General features: G+C 50.0%; 19 protein-coding genes. 10 read left to right on the plus strand and 9 right to left on the minus strand.

What is annotated here, in order from left to right:
- Positions 1 to 20: 20 nt before the first annotated feature.
- The 3 genes from mutL to BCY86_RS08430 form a co-directional block, all read right to left on the minus strand.
- A complete protein-coding gene (mutL, locus tag BCY86_RS08420; protein ID WP_075277326.1) occupies positions 21 to 1868 on the minus strand; it encodes a DNA mismatch repair endonuclease MutL in 1848 nt (615 codons plus the stop codon).
- A 17-nt stretch (positions 1869 to 1885) separates the two neighbouring features.
- A complete protein-coding gene (locus tag BCY86_RS08425) occupies positions 1886 to 2473 on the minus strand; it encodes a hypothetical protein (protein ID WP_172824848.1) in 588 nt (195 codons plus the stop codon).
- Positions 2474 to 2580: 107 nt separating this feature from the next.
- Complete coding sequence (locus BCY86_RS08430; protein ID WP_075277328.1) at positions 2581 to 3267, minus strand: YkgJ family cysteine cluster protein; 687 nt, start codon at positions 3265 to 3267, stop codon at positions 2581 to 2583.
- 149 nt (positions 3268 to 3416) lie between these two features.
- Between BCY86_RS08430 and BCY86_RS08435 the strand changes: the two genes are divergently transcribed.
- Complete coding sequence (locus BCY86_RS08435) at positions 3417 to 5771, plus strand: NAD(P)H-quinone oxidoreductase (RefSeq protein ID WP_172824849.1); 2355 nt, start codon at positions 3417 to 3419, stop codon at positions 5769 to 5771.
- Here BCY86_RS08435 and BCY86_RS08440 read toward each other — a convergent pair.
- Positions 5727 to 6608, minus strand: coding sequence for a hypothetical protein (locus BCY86_RS08440; protein WP_156865185.1), 882 nt, complete (start codon positions 6606 to 6608; stop codon positions 5727 to 5729). The two genes, BCY86_RS08435 and BCY86_RS08440, sit on opposite strands and share 45 nt — an antisense overlap.
- Before the next feature lie 423 nt (positions 6609 to 7031).
- On the opposite strand from BCY86_RS08440, the gene BCY86_RS10135 reads away from it, so the two are divergent.
- The 7 genes from BCY86_RS10135 (at position 7032) to BCY86_RS08485 (ending at position 10542) form a co-directional block, all read left to right on the plus strand.
- Complete coding sequence (locus BCY86_RS10135; RefSeq protein ID WP_075277333.1) at positions 7032 to 7313, plus strand: TonB-dependent receptor plug domain-containing protein; 282 nt, start codon at positions 7032 to 7034, stop codon at positions 7311 to 7313.
- Entirely contained in the window at positions 7306 to 7785 is a 480-nt protein-coding gene (locus tag BCY86_RS08460) for a TonB-dependent receptor (protein ID WP_075277334.1), read from the plus strand. Before BCY86_RS10135 ends, BCY86_RS08460 begins: the two co-directional genes overlap by 8 nt.
- 845 nt (positions 7786 to 8630) lie before the next feature.
- Positions 8631 to 8972, plus strand: coding sequence for a hypothetical protein (locus BCY86_RS08470; protein WP_075277336.1), 342 nt, complete (start codon positions 8631 to 8633; stop codon positions 8970 to 8972).
- Between the two features lie 162 nt (positions 8973 to 9134).
- Positions 9135 to 9512, plus strand: a complete 378-nt coding sequence (locus BCY86_RS08475) for a hypothetical protein (protein ID WP_075277337.1) — start codon at positions 9135 to 9137, stop codon at positions 9510 to 9512.
- A 104-nt stretch (positions 9513 to 9616) separates the two neighbouring features.
- A complete protein-coding gene (locus BCY86_RS10585; protein ID WP_275935828.1) occupies positions 9617 to 9742 on the plus strand; it encodes a hypothetical protein in 126 nt (41 codons plus the stop codon).
- A gap of 227 nt (positions 9743 to 9969) precedes the next feature.
- Positions 9970 to 10203 carry a hypothetical protein gene (locus BCY86_RS08480; RefSeq protein WP_156865186.1) on the plus strand — a complete coding sequence of 78 codons (234 nt, stop codon included), beginning with the start codon at positions 9970 to 9972 and terminating at the stop codon, positions 10201 to 10203.
- Between the two features lie 159 nt (positions 10204 to 10362).
- On the plus strand, positions 10363 to 10542 hold the full coding sequence (locus BCY86_RS08485) for a hypothetical protein (RefSeq protein ID WP_075277339.1): 180 nt from the start codon (positions 10363 to 10365) through the stop codon (positions 10540 to 10542).
- A gap of 299 nt (positions 10543 to 10841) precedes the next feature.
- Here BCY86_RS08485 and BCY86_RS08490 read toward each other — a convergent pair whose 3' ends face one another.
- The 4 genes from BCY86_RS08490 to priA form a co-directional block, all read right to left on the minus strand.
- Complete coding sequence (locus BCY86_RS08490; RefSeq protein WP_075277340.1) at positions 10842 to 11615, minus strand: hypothetical protein; 774 nt, start codon at positions 11613 to 11615, stop codon at positions 10842 to 10844.
- A 15-nt stretch (positions 11616 to 11630) separates the two neighbouring features.
- Positions 11631 to 13367: a hypothetical protein gene (locus BCY86_RS08495; protein ID WP_075277341.1), complete on the minus strand. Its 1737-nt coding sequence runs from the start codon at positions 13365 to 13367 to the stop codon at positions 11631 to 11633.
- Between the two features lie 248 nt (positions 13368 to 13615).
- Complete coding sequence (locus BCY86_RS08500; RefSeq protein WP_156865187.1) at positions 13616 to 13990, minus strand: ComF family protein; 375 nt, start codon at positions 13988 to 13990, stop codon at positions 13616 to 13618.
- A 207-nt stretch (positions 13991 to 14197) separates the two neighbouring features.
- The gene (priA, locus tag BCY86_RS08505) at positions 14198 to 16423 is read right to left on the minus strand and encodes a replication restart helicase PriA (protein WP_083604296.1); all 2226 of its coding nucleotides are present in this window, start codon (positions 16421 to 16423) and stop codon (positions 14198 to 14200) included.
- A 171-nt stretch (positions 16424 to 16594) separates the two neighbouring features.
- Here priA and BCY86_RS08510 point away from each other — a divergent pair, with 171 nt between their 5' ends.
- Positions 16595 to 17929, plus strand: a complete 1335-nt coding sequence (locus tag BCY86_RS08510) for a hemolysin family protein (protein WP_075277344.1) — start codon at positions 16595 to 16597, stop codon at positions 17927 to 17929.
- Positions 17926 to 21666 (plus strand): transcription-repair coupling factor, encoded by a 3741-nt coding sequence (gene mfd / locus BCY86_RS08515; RefSeq protein ID WP_075277345.1) that lies wholly within the window; start codon positions 17926 to 17928, stop codon positions 21664 to 21666. The genes BCY86_RS08510 and mfd overlap by 4 nt, the downstream gene beginning before the upstream one ends.
- On the opposite strand, the gene BCY86_RS08520 is transcribed toward mfd, so the two are convergent.
- Positions 21659 to 21949 (minus strand): hypothetical protein, encoded by a 291-nt coding sequence (locus BCY86_RS08520; protein ID WP_156865188.1) that lies wholly within the window; start codon positions 21947 to 21949, stop codon positions 21659 to 21661. The two genes, mfd and BCY86_RS08520, sit on opposite strands and share 8 nt — an antisense overlap.
- Positions 21950 to 21951 lie beyond the last annotated feature (2 nt).

Consider the following 21951-nt stretch of genomic DNA (forward strand, 5'->3'; position numbering starts at 1 on the left):
GAGGCATCCTTAGCTTATTTTTAGCTTCTCCCCACGCGACGTTCTAGCTCCTCAAAAGAGAGTCGAGTGAGGACGGGACGTCCGTGAGGACAATAGGCCGCAAAATCGACGCGATCAAGACCCTTGAGAAGTGCAGCAACCTCATCTGGAGAAAGAGAATCCCCTGCTCGTACCGAACCATGACATGCCAGTGTAGCGAGAATACGATCGACGATCTCCGTAAAAGGACGCTTCGCATGATGCCCCAACTCTGCAAGCAGATCGCGCACGATTCTTTCTGCCGAAATATGTTGCAAAAGGGAAGGGACTGCATGGATAGCAACCGCCTCACCACCTACTTGACGGAGCTCTATTCCTAATCCCTCAATCTCTTTTTCTTGCTCTTCAAGACATGCAATCTCTGGGGGGGCAAGCGCGATCACTTCAGGGATCAGAAGGCATTGCATGGGAACATCCCGAGCGAGATACGCTTGCCGCAAACGATCGAAAGTCACCCGTTCTGCAGCCGCATGCTGATCGAGGATGTAGAGCGCATCCTCCCCCTCACAAAGGAGGAAAGTCGCTTTTAGCTGAGCTAAAAATTTAAGTTTCCTGTACACAACAGGTCGATTTCCTGAATAGGAAGAGGACGGGAAAGGAACGATAGCGTCGGAGAGAGGTAAGGGGAGTGAGGAGGAAGGCATGGCAGTTTCATGAAACTGAGTCAAATAGGGGACTAACTCCTGTTTCTTCTGAGGTACACCCCCTAGGGACGAAGAGGCTGCCCCACTATCTTGCTCGCGCTGAAGCCCTCCAGAAGTGGTATGTAATGACCATTCTTGAGAGCTACTGGACGGCTCCGAAGAAGGGCCACCATGGGAAAAAAGAGAATTGGGGGACGACCACAGAAATGTCTTGGTCAATCCAAGTTGCAGTTCTTTGACAATGATTGTAAAAATGCCGCGGGGATCCGCAAATCGAACTTCCGCCTTCTGAGGATGGACATTAACATCAACCAGTTCATGGGGGACGTCTAAGAAGAAAGCGCCTACCGGATACCGCCCCACCTCTAAAGTAGGACCATATGCCTGACAGATAGCACGAGCGAGTTGGCGATCTCGAATCGGGCGACGGTTGACAAAAAGATAGAGGCCGGAAGCTCCCACTCTCGTCCTGTCAGGTTTTGAAAGATAAGCCTCGATTCCGATCGAAGCGCGTACCCTTTTACAAAATTCCGAAGGGTCTTGCCCCAATACCTGCTGCACTCGTTGTCCTACGGACGGAGTACGCAGGTACTCTCGCGTTTTTCTCCCTTCTCGATAAAGCACAAATGTGATCTCTGGACGAGCGAGTGCAGCCAGCATCATACTTTCAGTGATGTAACTCCCTTCCGTATTTTTCGATTTCAAAAACTTAAGCCGCGCAGGTACCCGCGAAAAAAGTTCCCGCACTTCTACAGTCGTCCCCACAGGAGCTCCACAAGGGCGAACAGAAGGCTTCTCCCCTCCTTCTAGTCTGAGTTCGACCCCTGCAGCAGCCTCTTGCGTACGAGTAATTAATGTCATGGAAGCGACGGAGCTAATGCTCGGAAGGGCCTCCCCACGAAACCCCAACGTCGTCAGGCAGTCCAGATCGTGGAAGCTCTGGATTTTACTTGTCGCATGCCGTTCAACCGCAAGGAGAGCATCCTCAGGAGTCATTCCTTCCCCGTCATCGCGGACGGTAATTTTACTGAGTCCTCCTTGTTCTATCCGTACCTCAATGCGACTAGCCCCTGAATCGATCGCATTTTCCACGAGTTCTTTGACGACACTCGAAGGACGCTCAACCACCTCTCCAGCTGCTATCTGGCTTGCGATGTCAGGAGAAAGTCGATGGATTTTCCTCATCCTTCCATTAGAGAGACCTATTGAGCCACCTCTACTCCTTCAATAAATTGTTTCACGCGCAACCTCGTCAGCGCAACAACCACAAACAGAGCCATCGCACACCGAACGCTAAGATAGATCACAGGGACTGTATGAATCATTTTTGCATAATCGAACGGAAGGGGTTGCTCCTTTTCTTCCCTTGAAAGGGCCTGTGATAATGTGACAGAAGCTCTTGCCATAAGATAATCATTTTCAGCCCTGCGCACATCTGGAGTGAGAACATAAGTCAACACAATTAAAGCCGTCTGGACCAAGACGAGTTGAACCAGAAAAGGGCGCGCCATTTTGACGGACCGGAATGTACGCCCTGTAAAGAAAACCGTGACCACTCCCAAAAGAAGAGAGGCCACCCCCAACGGAAATAATCGCCCACGGGCTGCATCGCGCACTTGAAGCATGTTCAGCGCAGAGTCACGGACCAAGGCCTGCTTCCCCTCCTCCACAATTGCATTAGGAATCAGAAGGTTGGGATCGAATGCATCATTCTTAAAATAAACGATCGTACCGCACCCCTCTGCAATACCACCAACACCAAAAATCCATGTTGTGATTAACGCAACCAAGAGATACCACGGTCGTTTAGGGAAAAAAAGGACGGGCAAGCTAGATACCATTATAGACAAATAAGGACATAGCATAACTCTGAGGATCTTGTTCTGAAGAGTCGAGATTATTTTTTTACCTCATCTTTTTTTTGGGGGCTAGCTCCTCGCACATTCACACGAGGGGCTCCATCTCTTAAACCTAATTCCCGCTCACGCGCGTGCAAACAACATTCGCTGCCTCGAGGGAATTGACTACAAGCATCAGGCCTGAAAGGATAGATTGCACAGCGACGATCCGCACCGAGATGGAAGCATGTTTTAGACGGAGTTAATCTCAAGATAAGTTTACCATCGGATCGTTTGGTATAAGGTGGCTTGCTCAATTCTAGGCGACCCGCTTGACGGAAGCGAAGAACATCCTCAGGACCTAATTCGACACGGTTATCCTTACAACACGCGCCACATTGCAAGCAATTGAGAGACAATCGGTGAACTGCTCTGCGATAAATAGAATCGCGATGGATCCGATCCTGAACAATGTCATAGCAATCACGTGGTACCAGAGCAAAAGCCAACCCTCTTAAAATCCCTGCACGCATCAAACGATAGCGCGATTTCCCCAGATCGAGGAGTGACCAAAGACCCAAATCCATCCCATCCCCTCTTCGAGGCGGGGAGATGATAAGGTAAGTGCGCGATGCAGTCTCCCTGAAAATCACATGACCCCCTGCACGGACATGGGCTGCTGCCTGAAGCCGCTGATTGCTATTGAACTCACGAACTACAGGCCTTACTACCGTATACCCGTCCATTTTCCCCGCAAGTGCCTCCTTTCATTCATCCAACATTACGATAACTTCCATTGATGAAGGAAAAAAGAAATAATATGCAGAAGGTAAGCTTAATGTAGAATGTAGATGCTCAAAAAGGAACATTTCAAGGATTTACTATGCGTGCCATCATGATTACAAAATTCGGAGGACCGGAGGTGCTCGAGCTCAAGGAAATACCGACCCCTATCCCAAGTCCAGAGGAGATTCGGGTTCGGGTCCGCGCAATTGGAATCAATCGAGCCGATCTCGCTCAACGAGAAGGCCTTTATCCAGCTCCTGCAGGAGTCCACCCGATGATCCCTGGTCTTGAGTTCTCGGGGGAAGTGGAAGCACTCGGAGAACAAGTAACTTCCTTTCAACAGGGAGAGCGCGTGTTAGGACTTATGCCAGGTGGAGCCTATGCGGAGTACATTTGCATTCACGCAAGCCTGGTTGCACGCATTCCCCCTTCCTTGGATTGGGCCGAAGCAGCCGCAATTCCAGAAGCCTTCGTCACTGCCTACGATGCCATGATTCTCCAAGCAGGCGTATCCAAAGGCGAAATAGTCTTGATCCATGCGGCAGGGAGCGGTGTAGGAACTGCAGCCATCCAACTTGCAAAGCAGGTAGAGGCCTACTGCATAGGGACAAGTCGTTCTGTCTCCAAACTCGAACAGGCTTACCTACTCGGAATGGACTTCGGAATTCTTGTCAAAAATACTCAATTCGCGCAAGAAGTGATAGCTCATACCACTAAGGGGACAGATGTGATTCTTGAACTGGTAGGGGGCAACTACCTTCCTGAAGACATTCGCTGCATTGCCCCTCGAGGAAGGATCCTGTTGATCGGCCTCCTCGGAGGGAGACAGAGCACCATCGATCTCGGAGTATGCCTCAGCAAACGGATTCACATAAAAGGGACAGTCTTGCGATCGCGTTCGTTTCAAGAAAGAAGAGAGCTAGCCCAACACCTGCAAGAGCGAATCCTTCCTCTTTTCGAGGATAAAAAAATATCCCCCGTCCTTGAACAGACTTTCCCTTTTGAGCAAGCAGCTCACGCACAAGAAGTGATGAGAAATGGTCTTCATCTAGGCAAACTGGTCCTCACTCTTTCCATATCGCTTCTACTTTTCCTCACGCATCCTGTTCTAGATGCACAAGCCATAGAGGTAATTTCTTCTCACGCTTCCCCTTCTTCTAACTCCGCTTTCCCTATCCTGTCACCTCTATCACCAGCTGAGAAAGAAATTCTTGAATTTTCCCAGGAGCCCTTCTACACTATCCCTTCCTTTCGGAAACCACAACAGATATGTTCCTTGAACTATCCGGTATGTATCCACAGTGATGCTGAAGTCACCCCTACCCACCTGCTCTCCGTCCTAGATTCCATAGAGAATGCGTGGTCAACGGCAACCGGTCCTCTCGGCCTTCCTCCACCCGACATCGACTGGAGAACAGATGCCTATCCGATCTACTTGGTCAACCAACTAGAGACAGGGGCAGAGACCTCCATCCACCTTCGGACGGACTTTGGAGGAATCGATCGAAGTAGTGCTTTTACAGTGCTGGACAAGCACGTTCAACCAGACTGCACAATGGACTGGCTCCTAGCAAGAGAACTGGCAAGAGCCATTCTATGGCGCCTATCCCCTAGTACGGATAGCGCAACCGCCCGTTCGCAAAGCTCCTTCTGGTCCTGGCTCATGACCTTCTGCCCCATGCCCGAAGAGGATATCGCAGGGTTTCAAAGCTGTCCGGAACATGCGCTAGCCGATCCGTGGGATGAGTCGGAGTTGTCTAAGAGGGTCTCCTTCAGCCGAGGCGCAGCCCTTTTCTACAGATGGCTGGATACCCACTTCGGAAGCGGCCTAGGCACAATGATTCAAGCCCTATGGACTCTTTCTGCAACCCACACTCCCCCTCAACAAGGGTGGTGGGACTCCAATCCCAACACGTTTGATGTTCTGCGCGCCACCTTCAAAAATCGTCTCAGCCAACAGGCTTCTTTTGATGATATTTTGCTCCAATTCGCCATCGCTCGCCCTTTTTTAGGTGCTGCTTCGGATCCATTTAATCTTCCAGAAATGGGTTCATTAGGAGAAGTAGCCCACATCCAACCTGCTTGGGATATCTCCTGGCCTGAAAGGCCCCGACGGCTTGCCTCCCCCAGAGGCATATCCCCAACAGGAGCAGCCTATATCAGAGTGGATACCCACACGTCCCCTCCAGGAGCAAGCCTCCGCATTGAACTTGAATGGGAGTCCTACGCACGCATGAAATGGGCTATCGTAAAAAGCAATTCGGATGGATCTAGCCAATCTCAACTCTTGATCCCTTCTTATGAGAACGCTACAGAAGCACAAACCACTGTTTCCGATCTCGGCGGGACCGCCGTCCTCTGGATCATCGGTCTAGCGCTTGGAGAACCCCATACCCTCTTCCACCCAGAAACAAGCCATTTAGAACCCCATGGCTGGATGCTCACTCTGGCCTCTTACCCATGAGCTATTCACCTTTGCCCTCCTTGTACAAAGAAGAGGAAAAAAAACAGAGTTCCTTATCCAACGAGCCTCATGCGCATGTTCCAACACATGATCCTGAACTGCAGGAACCGTATGGATCATCCAGAAACCCATCAAAGGGATACAAGTAGCAACCACAATCGCGACCAGAGAAGAAAACCTAGGCAACAACAGCAATGATCTGGAAAATAACCATGCAAGTCCTACATACATTGAGCCGTCGATGAGAACCTCCTTCCAGACCAAAATGGAAGCGAATTCTACCGCTTTCCCTCCGGACAGGAGCCATCGATAGGGGGATATATAAAAAGAGAGAAGAAAAGGCCCCGCTAAACAGCACATGCTCAAAAGAGCCTGCCAGAGCGGGCTTGAAAGCCTGGATAGAGTTCCCATCAGTCGCATCGAAAACCCTGCAGACAAAGTCATTAAAAATCCACCCACGCCTACAAAAGCAAGCGCAGCGAGTCCTGCATGATGGGTATCAACTCGCAACCACATCCCAAGAACGCTGTGAGATAGAAGAACCAACTCGCAGAAAAAAAGAAAGCTGACTCCTTTGACAGCGTTCTGTTGCATCAGAAATCCCCTCAATCCCATGCGAACCTGACGAAAAAAAGCGATCATCAAGACCATTGGAATCCATTTCACCGCAGTGAGTGCGAGAAGCACCACCCCCAGAGAAGGAGGTTCCGAGGCACTACGAGCCCACCGCACTGCTGCAGGAAGAGAAGCACCAACACTCGCACACACACTGATCCAGACCAAGAAACCCACACGATGGGAAAAAGGCACTTGGTTCCTGTGATGGCTTTCATTCATCTTCTTCTCCATATGATATTGGCAAGTAAGCGATCAGCCTTTCATGAAAAGATTAAAAATACTTCTGCTTGTGTTGCCGATCTATCGAAAATGCGTACTACATCTGCCGATTGTCTCCAGAGAAAAATGACTGTAGTGAATAAAATGAGAAAGCATGACAGAAGAGACCGTGTTCTATTAACTACCCTCAGGATATTTGCCTTCCCTATCAACTTCCCTTAAACTTTTTCAAGAGGTTGAAAAGCTCCCCAGATACAATTTCTAGAAAATCCCCCATTTTTATATTGGTCCTTTGCTGATAAGACGATTCCACCATCGGCGATTGGGCGTGGGATTCCTCCTCCGCTAGATGAAATCAAGTTGGGCTCAACCTCCAACCAGAACCCCAGACCAGCAAGAGAAATCACCTACCCATCATGTTCGGTGAGAAGTGCGCATCCTCCCCAAAGCGCTTCTAGCATACAACAGGACAGAGACTTGCTCTCAGCCACCCCTCCCCTGACAGCCAGCGAATTGCTGTTAACCGCCTCAGGGCTCTTCTTAACTCAGCACAGTGGGGAAGGAAAAGCTCAACAGATCTTTTTGCGCGGATTCGATGCGGAACATGGACAAGATCTAGAGCTGCGGGTAGGAGGGGCACCTGTCAATGAGGTTTCCAATATCCACGGGCAAGGGTATACTGACTCTCTTATTCGCGATGCCTGAAGTTGTCCAAGAGCTATCGATGATACCAGGTCCTTACGAGGTTCAACAAGGGGACTTTGCCATCGCAGGAACTACACGCATGCGTTTAGGGTATGACGTCCCTAGAGTCACATTCAAGATGACTGCTGGGTCTTTGAACACTCAACGGTATTTCCTCGCTTATCACCCTCTTGGAGCAATTGAAAATTTTGTCTCTGCTGAAGCTCAATCTACTCAAGGGTTTGATCCGGCACAAGCTGCGCGACGGTTTTCCCTGATCGCCCAACAGAAGGAGACTCTTGCTGGAACCTGGCAAGTGCGCCTGCTCACTTCATTTTACAAGGCTCATTTTAATTCAGCAGGGGTGCTGCGTCTCCAGGATATCGAAGAGAACAAGAGCAGCAGATGGGGACTCACGATCCTCACCAGGGGGGGAGATTCAGGGTGTACACAGGTCGTTCTCGAACTTCAGAGCGTGCGCGACCAGACATAGTGTTCGTTTGCTCCGTACTTGATGCGGAGAGATCTCCAATTGCGTCAAAACTTTACTGGTTTCTTGGAGAATCCACAAGGGAGGGACAACACACAACAGCTCAAAGACAGTTGGACAGCAGGATTGAGATCCAGCTACAAGCAAAAACTCTTCTGGCTTTCCTCTCAAGATAACCTTAATGTGTGAGTTGCAGCAAGGCAAGACTGGATTACTCAGTCATAGGGGCGGGTGAGAATGCAGGATCAAGCATTGACCATAATGCTTGTCGACGCGAGCATCCGGGTAACTGACATCGCAGGTTTTTTTGATCTCTCCCTTTCTCCCGTTTGAAACATTATGTTGCGAGGAGGAGTACGTCTAGATGGACTTTCCTACTCCACACGAGATGGAAGCGGACATGGGACAGAGCGTGGGACAAGCAGACTCCATATTGGGAAGAAAGCCATTTTCGATTGGAATTTTGTCCAGTACCTGCATGCTATTCTAAGTTATGGGGAAGGGTTTCGCTCTCCCCAAGCGCGCAGTCTTACCGATGGAGAAACAGCCCCTTTTACAAAAGTGAATTCTTACGAAATAGGACTTGGATTCCTGGGAAAAAAGTGCTTCCAAGCTAGATTACACTTTTCCGAACACAACTCAGCGAAGACATCGTCTTCGATCATACAACAGGGTACAATGAACGTATCCCCTCGACCGACTGTCATGGTGTCAGTTTTGACATCACAGCACGTCCTATCCAAGGATTCGTATCGATGGTCAGCACAATACTGACACACTCTGTATTTACAGTCAGCAACAAACGCTACCGAGCTTGATTTCTTCTCCCCTATGTTCCACAAGTAGTAGTGCGATCGGAAATTGCCTACCAACGTCGCCTTTTGCAGATGATCGGCCGTCCTCTGGAAGGACACATTGGAACCAGCCTATCCCTTTTGGATAGGCGTGCTCTGCCATTTGGAGAATTTGGCCACCCCATTCAACTGAGCGATGCGGGGATAGGACTCTCGCTTTTCCTCCTTGAACTTCAACTCGATATTTATAACATAGTCAATTCAAGCTGGTACGATGGTGAATTCTGCCATGCTTCTAATTTTTCTCAGGGGCAAGCAACTGACCTCATTCCTGCACGCCATGTGACAGTAGGTACACCCCGCACTCTTTGTATTTCTTTTTCTGTTCATTTATGACAGCTTGTGCTATCAGTTTTTTATTTGTATCCGATTCATGACCTCGTTTCACTATACGTGTTTCACCAAGTCAATGGACAATTCTGAAGGGAGTGCATCACCTAGCTCCAGCAAATCCACACCCACATCCCTAAAAAAACATCTGATCTCATTAAAGGCTGGATGCGAGGATTCATCTGCGTTCTTGGAATCTCTCACTCTCAATCGCTAGATGCAGACACCACAGGGCAGAAGCGTCTTACCCTGAAGACAATGATTACAGGCGGAGAAGAGGTAAAGTCTGGATTCTCAACCCCTCTCAATTGGTCTATCCGGCTCTCCCATCTGGTCATTTCCAGAGTTGCACTGTACTACTTCAGCGGATCCCCCCTGGCTTTCTCCCCCCCTCATCAGGAACACTCTTTTCTAGCCTGGGCATCATCCATGCTATCGGTTAAGGCTGCCCACGCACATCCAGGCCACTATCTTCCAGGAGATACACTGGGTCTTAACCCCGTATTCCGCAGATCTAGTTTCCTCTTCAACCATCCAGCTTCCTGACAGCGCAGGGGTCACAGGCCGTTATCGATCTGGACAGTTCTCGTTTTTTCATCCCCCGCAAGGTCTTCAAACCGATCCCTTGCAAAAACATTTGATCGGGATCGGTGGAACAGCAGAAAAAAAAGCAAATCATTGCTTTCTCTGCCTCTATCGACCCCTCTGCATGGAATCAAGCGCAGGGGGACTTTCTGATAAAAGGCTGTCGTTTTGCAGAGACAGAAGTCCAATAGAAAGGGATCATTGCTGCGACGGTTCGACCCAGTGTGTGGTTTGGGCGAGGGGATCTTGGAGTGATCGAACCACCTCCTCAAGAAGGAGAAGTTGTCCACTTAAAAGGGTCTTCCTTTAATTAATGCATGCACTCGTTCGCAGCATAACGGCTAGTGCCGGCTATGAATTCTCATATATTCCTTTTCGCCAACAATAACAAACGAACAAAAAAGGAACATGGATGAAGATGAACTCTCGCAGGCAATGGATTTTACCCAGTTTTTTTGCGTTAGCAACAGGAAACTGTGGTGACTCCTCCAAAAAAGAAGGTGAAATCGACCTCTCCGCCTGGGGGGAAGACCTCACCGAGCAAGGGATTCCAGCCCCTGAAGTAGAAGACGGTTGGAACATTACTTTCACCAAATTTTTGGCCTCTCTCCAGGTTTTCAATCCAAAACGCAAAAGGGGATATAGGTGCTAAAATGACCAAACAGCAGGTGATCGATCTCACCAAAAAGGGCCTACCTCTATTGCTCATATTAAAGCTACTCCAGGGAGATAGGACCAAGTAAGTTTTCCTGTCGGACCTGCAACTTCTACTACAAAATTAATAGGCACCATCCAGAATGATCTGGACAACATGATCAAACAAGGGGCAAGCCTTTATGTGGAAGGAAAAGCTACAAAACCAGAGGAAATAGACAAAACATTTCACTGGCATTTTAATACCAAGACACGATACTACGGTTGTAAAACAAATGTAGGGGGTCAGAAAGTGGCAGGGCTCACCGTCCAGGAAGGGGAGGCTTCAAAAGTTTGAGCTTACACTTCACGCAGATCATCTCTTTACACAAGCCCAGATGAATCGGTCAAGCTTTCCTTTGGGCTCTTCGATGCAGTCGCAAACTCGTACGGTGAGATTCTGTTAGAAGAGGCGCTCAAGCAGGTTAATCTCGAGAATTTACAAGGGTATGACACAGAGTCAAACAACGAGATCGATACGTTGTACGAGTGCATTCGTTTCTCCTCAGGAACAATCGGTCATTTCCAGGGGGCAGGAGAATGTCTTTGGGAGATAAAACAGCCTGACTTCCATAAATCAGGAGGGCTTCTCCTCCCTCAAGGGCTAAAAATGTCTCGAGAAGGCTGCTTCTTTTTCGATGCAGGGGTGGCCTTTTTAGCTTTTTTAGGCTTTTCTGGATGCTGCTTAGCAGAGCGGTGATGCTCTCTGCGATGCCGTAGCTTCCGTTCACGGCTATGGGAATGGTGCCGTTTCTCATTCGACTTCTTTTTCGGAATTAACTCTTCGAGGGGAACAGACTCAGCACTTTTCTCCTCTTGCACTGAAGGAACCTGTTCCCCTCCATCGCTCCAAGAAGACGTATCGATTCCCGCATCGTCTGTTCCAGCATCAAGAGCCTTCCCTTGTTGTTCATAAGCCTTCGTAAGCAACTCTTCTTGGCGTTGTTTTTCTATCCCCTCCGCTTTTTCCAGTTGGACATTCAATGCCCCTACCAAAGAAGTGAGCAGTTCTACGGATCTATCGATCTCTTTATGGACTAAATACGGAAGATCGCCACCTTCTTTTGCAAAATCAGCTGTCACGCGAGCTTGTAATTCTTCCCCCTTTTGTTGGGCCTTTTCAACTTGAGACAAAAGCTGTACCACATTGGCACGGAAGGAAGATTCCTGGGATTGCTTGACAACCGAAGCAGCCTGATAAAGAAGGCTTGAAACTGACTCAAAATATTCATCGTATCGAGGATCGCCGGATTTAAAAGGTGTGTTGCGCCGGATGGAGGAGGAGCTCACTCCACAGCTCAAGGCAGCTAAAAGCCCCAAGCAGAAAACCGTCTTCTTGACCCTCGACCTCCAAGAACGCTCTTGTTTCATTCCTTTTCTTCTCCACTATGAGTGATTTGCATGAGAGCACTGAATAGGAGCAGCCATAAGCTCAACCATTTGTTCGCCATCAGAATTCTCACCTGCATTAAGGAACAGAATCATCCCTTTGCCATGCTCGTTGAGCACCGCTTGCCCCTGCCCTGGACTCATCTCCTTGGATGAAACGACAAAAGGCTGACCCAACGCACCCTCCCCGGCATGCCACACGGTAGCCCGAATTTCGTGATGGGCATTGCCCCATTCCGTCCACACGAATAAAAAGTGCCCATGCTCTGTCAGAGAGATCAGAGATGGCGACATCACCTGTCCTCCAGGCCCCCCCTTCGGAACTTCAAATATCTTTATCTGACCAAGCTTTTCCCTGCGTTTCCAGCTAACCCACTGAATAATCCAAGGTGATTTTTCCTCTGGACGGTACGCCCAAGCCACAAGGACAGTATCTCCGCTCGCAGCTAGTGCAGGAGTCCCTATCTGTCCAGCAGGAATAGGAACAGATTCCAACTCGCCTTTTGATTTTCTATCCACATTCAACCACCCAAGCGACAGTTGATATCCTTGACGAAAGACCAATGCCCACTCAGGTCGCGCTTCCCCTGGAGACTGTACACGGATAACGCGCAGCGCTTCCACACTCTTCCCTTTATGGAGAGACCATAGTTTCACAAATTTACGAGAGCCATGAGTAGCCACCGCGAGAAAATGACCAACCACCCCTATATCGAACGGCCCTCGGGGATCCACTGTCCAGCGAGGTTGCAATCCACCTCCTTTTGGTCCGTCCGCCAGGACAGAAATTTGATCTCCTTTAACACCAGCAAGGACATGGCGGATGGGACGAGAATGAGGCTTTCCCATCAATATCTTACCTTTTTCGAGAGAGACAGGGTCCACCAACTGCACTACTGCTTGTTCCGGATGAGCTGCAAAAGCAACCGCAATATCCTGATGAAAGGGTATTGCTTCCACCCCAACCCGATATTCCAGAGAAGGAGCAATTTGCCTGGCAGGTGCTCGAAGGAGACAGAATGGAGCAGAAGAATCCGCCTGAGCAGGAGAAGGACGCGATACCGAACTTGCTAACGCTGTAGGAGTTTCCCCTTCAGAGAAAGGAAGTTCATTCCTTTTTTTTCCTGAGATAACAAATCCCCCGATGCTCACAGCAATTATGAGCAAGAACGTTAAGAGATAAGGATATGTCCTATTTCGCGGAAGACCCGCTATTGCTAGCCCTTCTTCAACAGGAAAAGGACCCCGCTTGATTCCTTGCTCATCCTCCTTACTTGAAACTTCTGAACGCTCTTGCCCCCTCTCCTGCTCCACCATGGCATTTGATTGATCCAGAGAAGGACTAACCTCAAAGGAGACGATAAAGGCCCTCCCTTCCTTCCCTTCCTGAACTAGCTCGTCTTTTTTCTGACCACCTTCTGCAAGATGAGGGAGCAAGGAGGCATTGTCCTTCTTGTCTACCTTCTCGTCTTCGACAGGAGCAGGAAAACATGGAGAGGAAACCGACGTTTTCTGCATGTTTTCTTCCTCCTTAGATTCCCCTGGCAAAGCCTTTGGAGGAAGAACATCAAGCAAATCAGCGACGGTACTAGCCAATTGCCACACCGCTTCATCCGGAGCCTGAACAAGAGACTCCTGTGGAATCGCACCACTTGCAAGAGCCCTTTGCAGCTCTTCGAGAGCGATACTGTATTCTTGACCATCTGTATCAATCCAACGCCATTCTTTGCTCACCCTGCACACCTATCCAATGAGGTCTACCATCTTGATAGAAAGTTACCTTACCACGTTAAAGATCAACTCAATAATCTTTGTAACGCACGATCCCTCGCTTCCATGACGGAGAAGCTGTACCGTCATATAAGCTTGCTGAGCTCTTTTGCTCCACCTTCTTCTAACAACTGGATGCACGCCTTAAGAATAGCTCCCAACGTTTTCACATCCTCCACCAAAACAATCTTTTTTCCTGCAATGCTTCTTGGTTATTGCAATGTAAACCCATCGATCATGTTCATTGAACGACCTTTCCGGTTGAGACTTACTTGGTCAAGCGTGGGATGCAACCGCACTAGCACATAAGAGGCAATTTTTAAAGAAAGTGCCTGCCCCACCGAACGCGCAAGCAAGGTAGCCGGATTAAAACCTCGCGTCACTAATCTTACCGGATCGGAGGGGACAGGAACAATCAGATCTGCACACCGATGAACTTCTGTCACCTCTCGCATCATCAAACGAGCGAGCAGAGAGATTAAATCAGAGCGCCAACCACATTTCATGCTGTAGATCGCCAATGCGAGTACCCCTTCACAGACAAATGGAGCGCCGTAATGAGCATCCTGCTGCACAATCGGCTTCAAACTCCAAGTACAAGGGGGACAAAAAAAAGCCCGGACAGAGAGCAGCGCATCGCATGCCAGCCAAAGAAAGAGACGGCACAAATAGAGCGATCAATCGCTCCCTCCACCTCCCCTTTTCCCAGAGAACAGCAAGGAACGAAGTCCTTTTAAAAATGAATTCAATTGAAATGGTGTAGACATCCTGTTCACCACAATGAATAAACTCAATTAGAGAAGTTGAACGGGATCAATATCCAAAGAGACACGAATCCTCTTGGACAGGTGCTGACGCTCTGCTTCAACAGCTTTCAATACATCCCGCAATAAATCTCTCCGCAAAGAACGGACCATCACGCGAAATCGAAAACGATTCCGCACACGAGCGATCGGGGCAGGCGCTGGCCCCAAAACAGTCACTCCTCCCCCCCTTTGAGCTGCAGCAAGCGCCACTCGAGCCAGTTGGAGCGCTGACGCTTTCGCTTCCTCTTCTTTAACAGCATCAATACGGATCAAAGCTGCCCGCGTGATTGGAGGATAGGCTAGTTCCTGGCGATCAGCGAGTTCCTTCTCCAAAAATCCATCCACATCATACTGCACTGCCCGCACCACCGCAAAGTGACTTGGATTATGGGTCTGAAGCAACACTCGACCCGACATTCCCCTTCTCCCCGCACGACCCGCAACCTGCACAAAGAGCTGAAAAGCACGCTCAGCAGTGCGGAAATCAGGGATAGCGAGCACTGCATCCGCATGGATAATCCCTACCAGTGTCACATGTGGAAGGTCATGTCCCTTCGCCACCATTTGGGTCCCCACGAGAATATCCAAGGTGCGCTCTCGCATGCTGTTCAAAACACGCTCCAAGTTTCGGTTGCTTCCCACGTCACGGTCCAGTCGTCCTATCCGAGCCTGAGGAAATGACCTATGCAAGGTTTCCTCCAACCTCTCTGTTCCAAGCCCTTCCAAGCTCAGAGTGGATTGACCGCATGCAGTGCAGACTTGTTTCATAGGCTTTTGGTGATCGCAATAGTGGCATCTCAAGAGCTCTCCCCCTTTTTTATGCAGCGTAAGAGCCACAGAACACAAGGGGCAGACCATAAGATAACCACAATTTGTACACAGAACACTCGGCGCAAACCCGCGCCGGTTGAGGAAAAGAATCGCCTGCTCTTGCGCTTCCAGCGTCTGTTCAAGAGCGCGATGGAGCGGAAGGCTGAGAAATTTATTACCGCCTGGCCCAGCCTTCATCTTGCGCAAATCCACAACGCTGACCTGCGGCATAGGCTGAAATCCAGCGCGATCAGGGAGGAGAAGTCTGCTGATTTTTCCCTTGCGGACCAAATATTCGGTTTCGACAGAAGGGGTAGCTGTACCGAGAATGCAAACACCCCCTGCGCGATGACACCGCAGCATCGCCATATCCCGCGCGTGATAACGAACCCCTTCCTCCTGTTTAAAAGAAGGATCGTGCTCTTCGTCGACAATGATCAATCCCACCCTCCGCACAGGCGCAAACAGAGCGCTGCGCGCTCCTATCACTACATCGGCCTCCCCCTGATGGAGCTTATGCCACATGCGATACCGCTCCTTCCCTGTGAGTCCGGAATGCAAGACAGCCACTTCTTCTCCAAAACGCCCTTGGAACCGAGCGATTAGTTGAGGTGTCAACGCGATTTCAGGGACTAACACGATCACCCCTCGTCCGGCTTGACGCGCCTCCGCAATAGCGCGGAGATACACCTCTGTTTTGCCCGACCCGGTGACCCCTTGCAGCAAAAACGTATGCTTTTCACGGTTTCGAATCCGCTCTCGAATCGAACTCATCGCAGCCTCTTGGCTCGGCGTCAGGATAGGGGGAGGCTCCCGCGAAAAGGATTGAGAAAGCGGGGTTTTCTCAGCCTCACGCGCCTCAAGGCGGACAAGCCCAAGCGATACCAGCTTTTTAACCACCGCCCTCGTGTTTTTCCATCGAGCTACCAAGTGAGACAGCGGGGCTGCGCCACAAGCGCGGAGATGCGCGAGAATAGCAACGGCTTGCCCTCTCAGATCGGCTTTCACTTCAACCTGAAGAGTCGGCATCACCCATTGGACAGCCCTTCCCCCTTTAAGCTTCCAATTCCCATCGCGTTCACGAAGAGAAACTAAACCCCCAGGAAGAGCAAACCGCATAACCTCTCCAATCGGGGCCATGTAATAAGAAGCGAGCTCTTGCAAGAATGTAACCAAATCCAGTGGAATCGATGCAGGAGATTGCAGAACTGAAAGCAGCGGTTTGATAGTTACCCCCTGAGGGGGCTCCCGATCTTCACAAGCAAGCACGATCCCAACCATCCGACGTTGACGAAACGAACAAAGCACACATGAACCCACCTGCACATTGTCAAGTTCAGGCACAACTTCATACGAAAATAAACGGGATACAGGGAGCGGAAGGGCCACATGAGCGATACGCATGATCAATGATCTCAGTTACAGCTCATGCTAGAATGTTCAAGAGAAGCTTCCATGCGCGCTCCAAAATATTCTTAGAGAAGGAATCTGCAAGTGCTAGTGGAAATGTTCTATCGAGAAATCGCAAGTCTTATGCAAAATAGGTAACAGTGATAGCAACAAAGAAGGTAGAATGTGATAAGATATCATAATCCTACTGTCGGTCTTATCATCGCTTTGATTTCCATTGTTCTCAATGGAGTCTTTGTCGCAGCAGAATTCGCCCTCGTCAAAGTAAGAGCGATTCAGCTACGCTCTCGTATACGTAAAGGGGAACAAAAGGCAATTGCCGCTCAAAGGGTCATCGAGCGGCTTGATCGCTATTTATCTGTTACACAACTCGGCATCACCTTAACAAGCCTAGGGCTCGGGTGGGTTGGCGAGCCCGCCATCACGCGCACGGTGGAAAGAACGGTCGAACTGATCAGCGGCCACGCCCTCAGCCGTTCCGCCTATGTGGGAACGGTGATCGCCGGATTCAGTTTCATCACGTTTGCTCATATCCTGTTTGGGGAGCTCGTTCCCAAACTCATTGCGATCCAGCGCTCTGAACAGACTGCGCTATATGTAGCGATCCCTCTGCGATTTTTGCACGCAATTTTCTTTCCGATCCTATGGATTTTGGAAAAAACCTCACGCATTATCTTAAAAAGAATGGGGATGTCCCCTACAGGTGTCAGTGAAGGGACACTCTCTGAAGAAGAGATTTTAGGGGTGCTCATCGCTAACACCGTTCTGACCCCGGATGGAAAAGACAAAATGGAGCTGCTCGAACGCGTGCTCCACTTTTCTTCGCATACAGCGCGACACGCTTTGGTACCACGGGTTGACATCGCGTTTCTTTCTATCGACGAACCGGGGGCCAAAGCTTTGGAATTCTTCCGAACGCACCAATACTCCCGCTTCATTTTAACCAAAGGGCGTTCCCTCGACGAAGCCGTTGGCTATATGTACGCCAAGGATTTTCTCCTGCATCCGGAAGCTTTAAACTTGTCTAATCTCACAACGCTGCGACGCGATGTTCTTTTTGTGTCTGAAACCCAAAGCCTTGTGGATATCCTACGAGAAATGCAAAGAACCCACACCCCAATCGCCATTGTTGTGGATGAATACGGGGGGACAAGCGGACTGCTGACGATAGAAGATCTCCTTGAGGAGATCGTAGGGCAAATACGGGATGAATTTGATGAAGAGCCGGTCCTCATTCACAAAATACCCAATGAAGAAAACACGTGGGATGTGGATGGGCGTATTTCTTACGAGGAGTTGCGCGCAATTCACTGGAATCACGAATGGATCGAAAGCAGAGAGCAACTCGGCACAGTGATGCTTCAGCGGCTCGGTCGGCTCCCCCGCGTTGGAGATCAGATGGTGTTTCCAGGGGCAACTGCCGAAATTACAGGGATCAGCCGCCGTCGAATTACCCGTGTGCGCATTCGAGTACAACCTGCTTCTCAAGTGAAAGAATGAATCGAAATCTCTCACTTTCTTTCAACGAAGTCACTGCTTCTTCGCTTCGGGAGATTGTCAATCGCATCCAAACCCCTCCAAACGCCCGGATAGCGCTGACAGGAGTCGAGGGAGGAACAGAGGCACTGCTCATCGCCACTGCCGCGCGCACACTGGACCGGCCCCTGGTGATGATCACCCCTGATGCTGAAGCAAGCCAACAGACAGTAGACGACCTCACGTTCTTTCTCTCAAGCGGCAAAAGGAAGGGGCCTAACGGCGAAAACCATCCTATCCTCACACTACCCGCCTATGAATCACCCCCTTATGCCGATGTCAATCCAGATCGTCGGATTATGATGGAACGACTTGCCACCTATTTTTTCCTCCTCCACTCTTTTTCTTGGAAAGTGCTTGTCCTATCGGCTGTGGACCTGGCACGCAAAGGGATCCCTCGTTCTGTTTTTAAGTCCTACTGTGAAGCAATCCGAATCGAAGAAGAAATCCATCCCTCTGCACTCACCGAGCGGCTCAAGGCGAAAGGATACCTGTCCGTCCCACTTGTCGAAGATCCTGGCTGTTTTGTCCTACGCGGCTCTCTGCTAGATATATGGCCCCCTCAATCCCCCTCACCTCTTCGCGTGGAGCTGTATGAAAATCTCGTTCTCTCCATCAAAGAGTTCGATCCGATCGAACAAAAGATCCGGACGCAGCAAGGCGCAGATCAAGAACACCCCCTGCTGTGGCTCCCCCCCGCACGAGAAGCAATTATCGACTGCAAGACCATCCCCTATGCAAAAGAGCAGGTTCGGCAGCTTGCCGACCATATCGATTGGCCGACCACAAAGACGCGAGCCCTTATGGAAGACGTCATCAGCGGACGTCCCTTCTTTGGATCGGACAGTTTCTTGCCCGCCTACTACGAATCGCTGGATCCCCTCTTTGACTATCTCCCCTCCGATTCCCTCTTTTTCCTACAGGATCCGACCTCCGTCTCGGAAGCATTAGAACAAGAGTCAAAACGGGTCGTGGAAAGTATCGACGCCAAAAATGGAACCCCATGTTTCCCCATCAGTGCCTTTTATCAAGAGAGAAAAGAGATTGCCAAACAATTTGATCAGAGGGCAACCGTCCTGATCTACAACCGATCGACAAACCGTTTAGAAAATGGCGATTCTGAAAAACAGACAGATACGCGGGTGCAAGACCAGAGGATTCTATTTAGACCCTGCCAGGCCACCTTTGACATAGGATCAACAAATCAAGAATCCCTCTCAAAATCGATGCGAGAAGCTCGTGCTTCCAAAGAGAAAACTTCCCCCATTTTCCCTCTGGTTCAGCGTATTCTCGAATGGCATGAACAGGGGTTATCCGTTTGCTGTGCAGCGCGCTCTCAAATTCAGGCAGAGCGCATAATCTCTCTCCTGAGTCATCAAGAAGTCACATGCTGCATCCGCACCGAAACTAGAGAATATCTAGCACTGCACCAAAGCAAAGAGAAACAAAAAGTCCAGGTGGCAATAGGCCCTCTCTCCCGCGGATTCATCCTACCCAGTGAGCAAGTGGTCTGGATTACAGAAGAAGAAATCTTTGGCGCCCCAGTTCACGCCTCACAATCTTCTAAAGAAAGAGAAAAAACCGCCCTTTCCCCTTTTCTAGAAGATCTGCGCTCTCTCAAAATCGGAGATTACGTAGTCCATACAGAACACGGAATCGGCCAGTATCAAGGCCTCATTCACAGAGAAGTCGTTGGTATTCTGGTCGATCTTTTGTGTATCGAATATGCAGGAGGAGATAAATTATATCTCCCCGTCTACCGTCTCAACCAAATCCAAAAATGGGGTGGAGGGGGACACGGAGCCCCTCCCCTCGATCGGCTGGGCGGGTCTACGTTTGCTAAAGCCAAAGGAAGGGCCAGGAAGGAAGTCCGTCAGATCGCAGATGAGCTCTTCCGGCTCCACGCAGAACGACAGGCTCGTCCAGGGTATGCCCTTCCACCCCTAGACGATGAAGACAGAGCATTTGAAGCAACATTCCCCTTCGATGAGACCCCTGACCAAGCGAAAGCAATTCGAGAAGTGTACAAGGATTTAGAATCTCCCCAACCGACCGACCGGTTGGTCTGCGGAGATGTTGGCTTTGGGAAAACGGAAGTAGCGATCCGCGCTGCCTTTCGTATGGTCAAAGCCAACAAGCAGGTTGCCCTTCTGTGTCCGACGACAGTGCTGGCTCAACAGCACCTGCGCACGTTTGAGAACCGATTTCGTGACTATCCGTTTACGGTCAAAGCACTCAGCCGCTTTCAGTCCGATAAGGAACAAAATGCAACCATCGCACAACTCAAGGAAGGGAAAATTGATCTGATCATTGGGACCCACCGCCTCCTTTCGAAGGACGTCCACTTCAAAGATCTGGGGTTGCTGATCATCGATGAAGAACAGCGCTTTGGCGTTGTCCACAAAGAGCGGCTCAAGAAATTGAGAGCTCACGTTGACATCCTGACGCTAACCGCTACTCCAATCCCCCGTACTCTCCAGATGGCAGTCAGTGGGCTACGGGAACTCTCCTTGATCACCACCCCCCCCACCGATCGGCGTACTATCCGGACAATCGTGACTCGATTCGAACCTCATGTTCTCAAGGATGCGATCGAACGGGAGATCGCTCGCGGTGGACAAGTATTCTACGTCTACCACCGGGCGGAAGGGCTATATGAAAAGGCCCAACAGCTGCAAGAGCTCCTTCCTCACGCGCGGATCGCAGTATGCCATGGCCAACTCGGACGGAGCCGTAGAACCCCTGCTTCTGAAGCGATCAAACAGGAAGGGACAAAAGAAGGGGGGCTCCTAGAAAAAGTGATGCTCGATTTCATTGAGGGGCGTTACGATATTCTCGTAGCGACCACAATCATAGAAAGCGGCCTCGATATTCCACAGGCCAACACTATGATCATCGATCGGGCAGACCTCTTTGGATTAGCCCAACTTTACCAGCTGCGAGGTCGCGTCGGTCGTTCCAAAGAACGCGCTTACTGCTATTTGATCGTTCCACCTCCTAATGCCATGACGGACGACGCCCGTGCCCGTATCGAAGCCCTAGAACGCTACACAGAACTGGGAAGCGGATTTCAGATCGCCTCTCTCGATCTAGAACTCCGTGGGGCAGGTAGCTTATTGGGAGTAGAACAATCCGGCAACATCGCAAGCGTTGGATTTGACCTGTTCTGCCACATGCTCGAAGAAGCCGTCCTAGAATTAAGGGGAGAAACTCTGGTTGAGGAAGTTGATCCTGAACTTTCCCTCGATCTTCCTGCCCTCCTCCCTGAAGAGTATGTCGGAGATATGGGGATCCGTCTATCCTTTTACAAGCGCTTCGCAGGCGCCCCCGATGAAGCCGCTGTCACCGACATTGCCGAGGAACTAGAACAACGTTTCGGGCCCCTTCCTGAAGAAGCGAAGAATTTGGTTCAGCTGATGATGATCAAAACCCACATGCGCAAAATCAAAGCCTTAGGCTGTGAAGCCAATGCACGAATGGTTACTCTCCACCTCCGGTCAGATACCTCGCTCGACCCCCAGAAAGTGACGGCGCTCATCCGCCGTCACCCTCATCTGTACCGTCTCACCCCCGACATGCGGCTCTCCCGCCGCTTTGAAAACAGTCACGACAGCAATGGGCTCATTAACGCTCAAACCCTCCTCGAAGAACTCAAAGGCTGCCATAAAGACAACCCAACAAATAACTTAATGATTATTTAGCTAGTATAGGGAGGGAGGAAAAACTGATGGATATCTTAACGGGAGAGGAAGGACGGGCGCGCGACAAGCAAAGATACCACAGAGGAAGGGAATTAGCATTATCCAATAATGGCGTCTTTTCATTATCCCCTATCATTGCAGAGATAGATGAAGAGATCAGTGACCAATCATCCGACGTTAGGTCTTCTTCTCCTGCACATCCCCCCATGCTAAGGCTGTTGTCTCCCACAACAAAATAGAATAAATGAATGGCTGTTTTTTCATAGAAACCTTCCCTCTTCATCA

The sequence above is a fragment of the Pajaroellobacter abortibovis genome (genome assembly GCF_001931505.1).
Classification (GTDB): Bacteria; Myxococcota_A; Polyangia; order Polyangiales; family Polyangiaceae; genus Pajaroellobacter; species Pajaroellobacter abortibovis.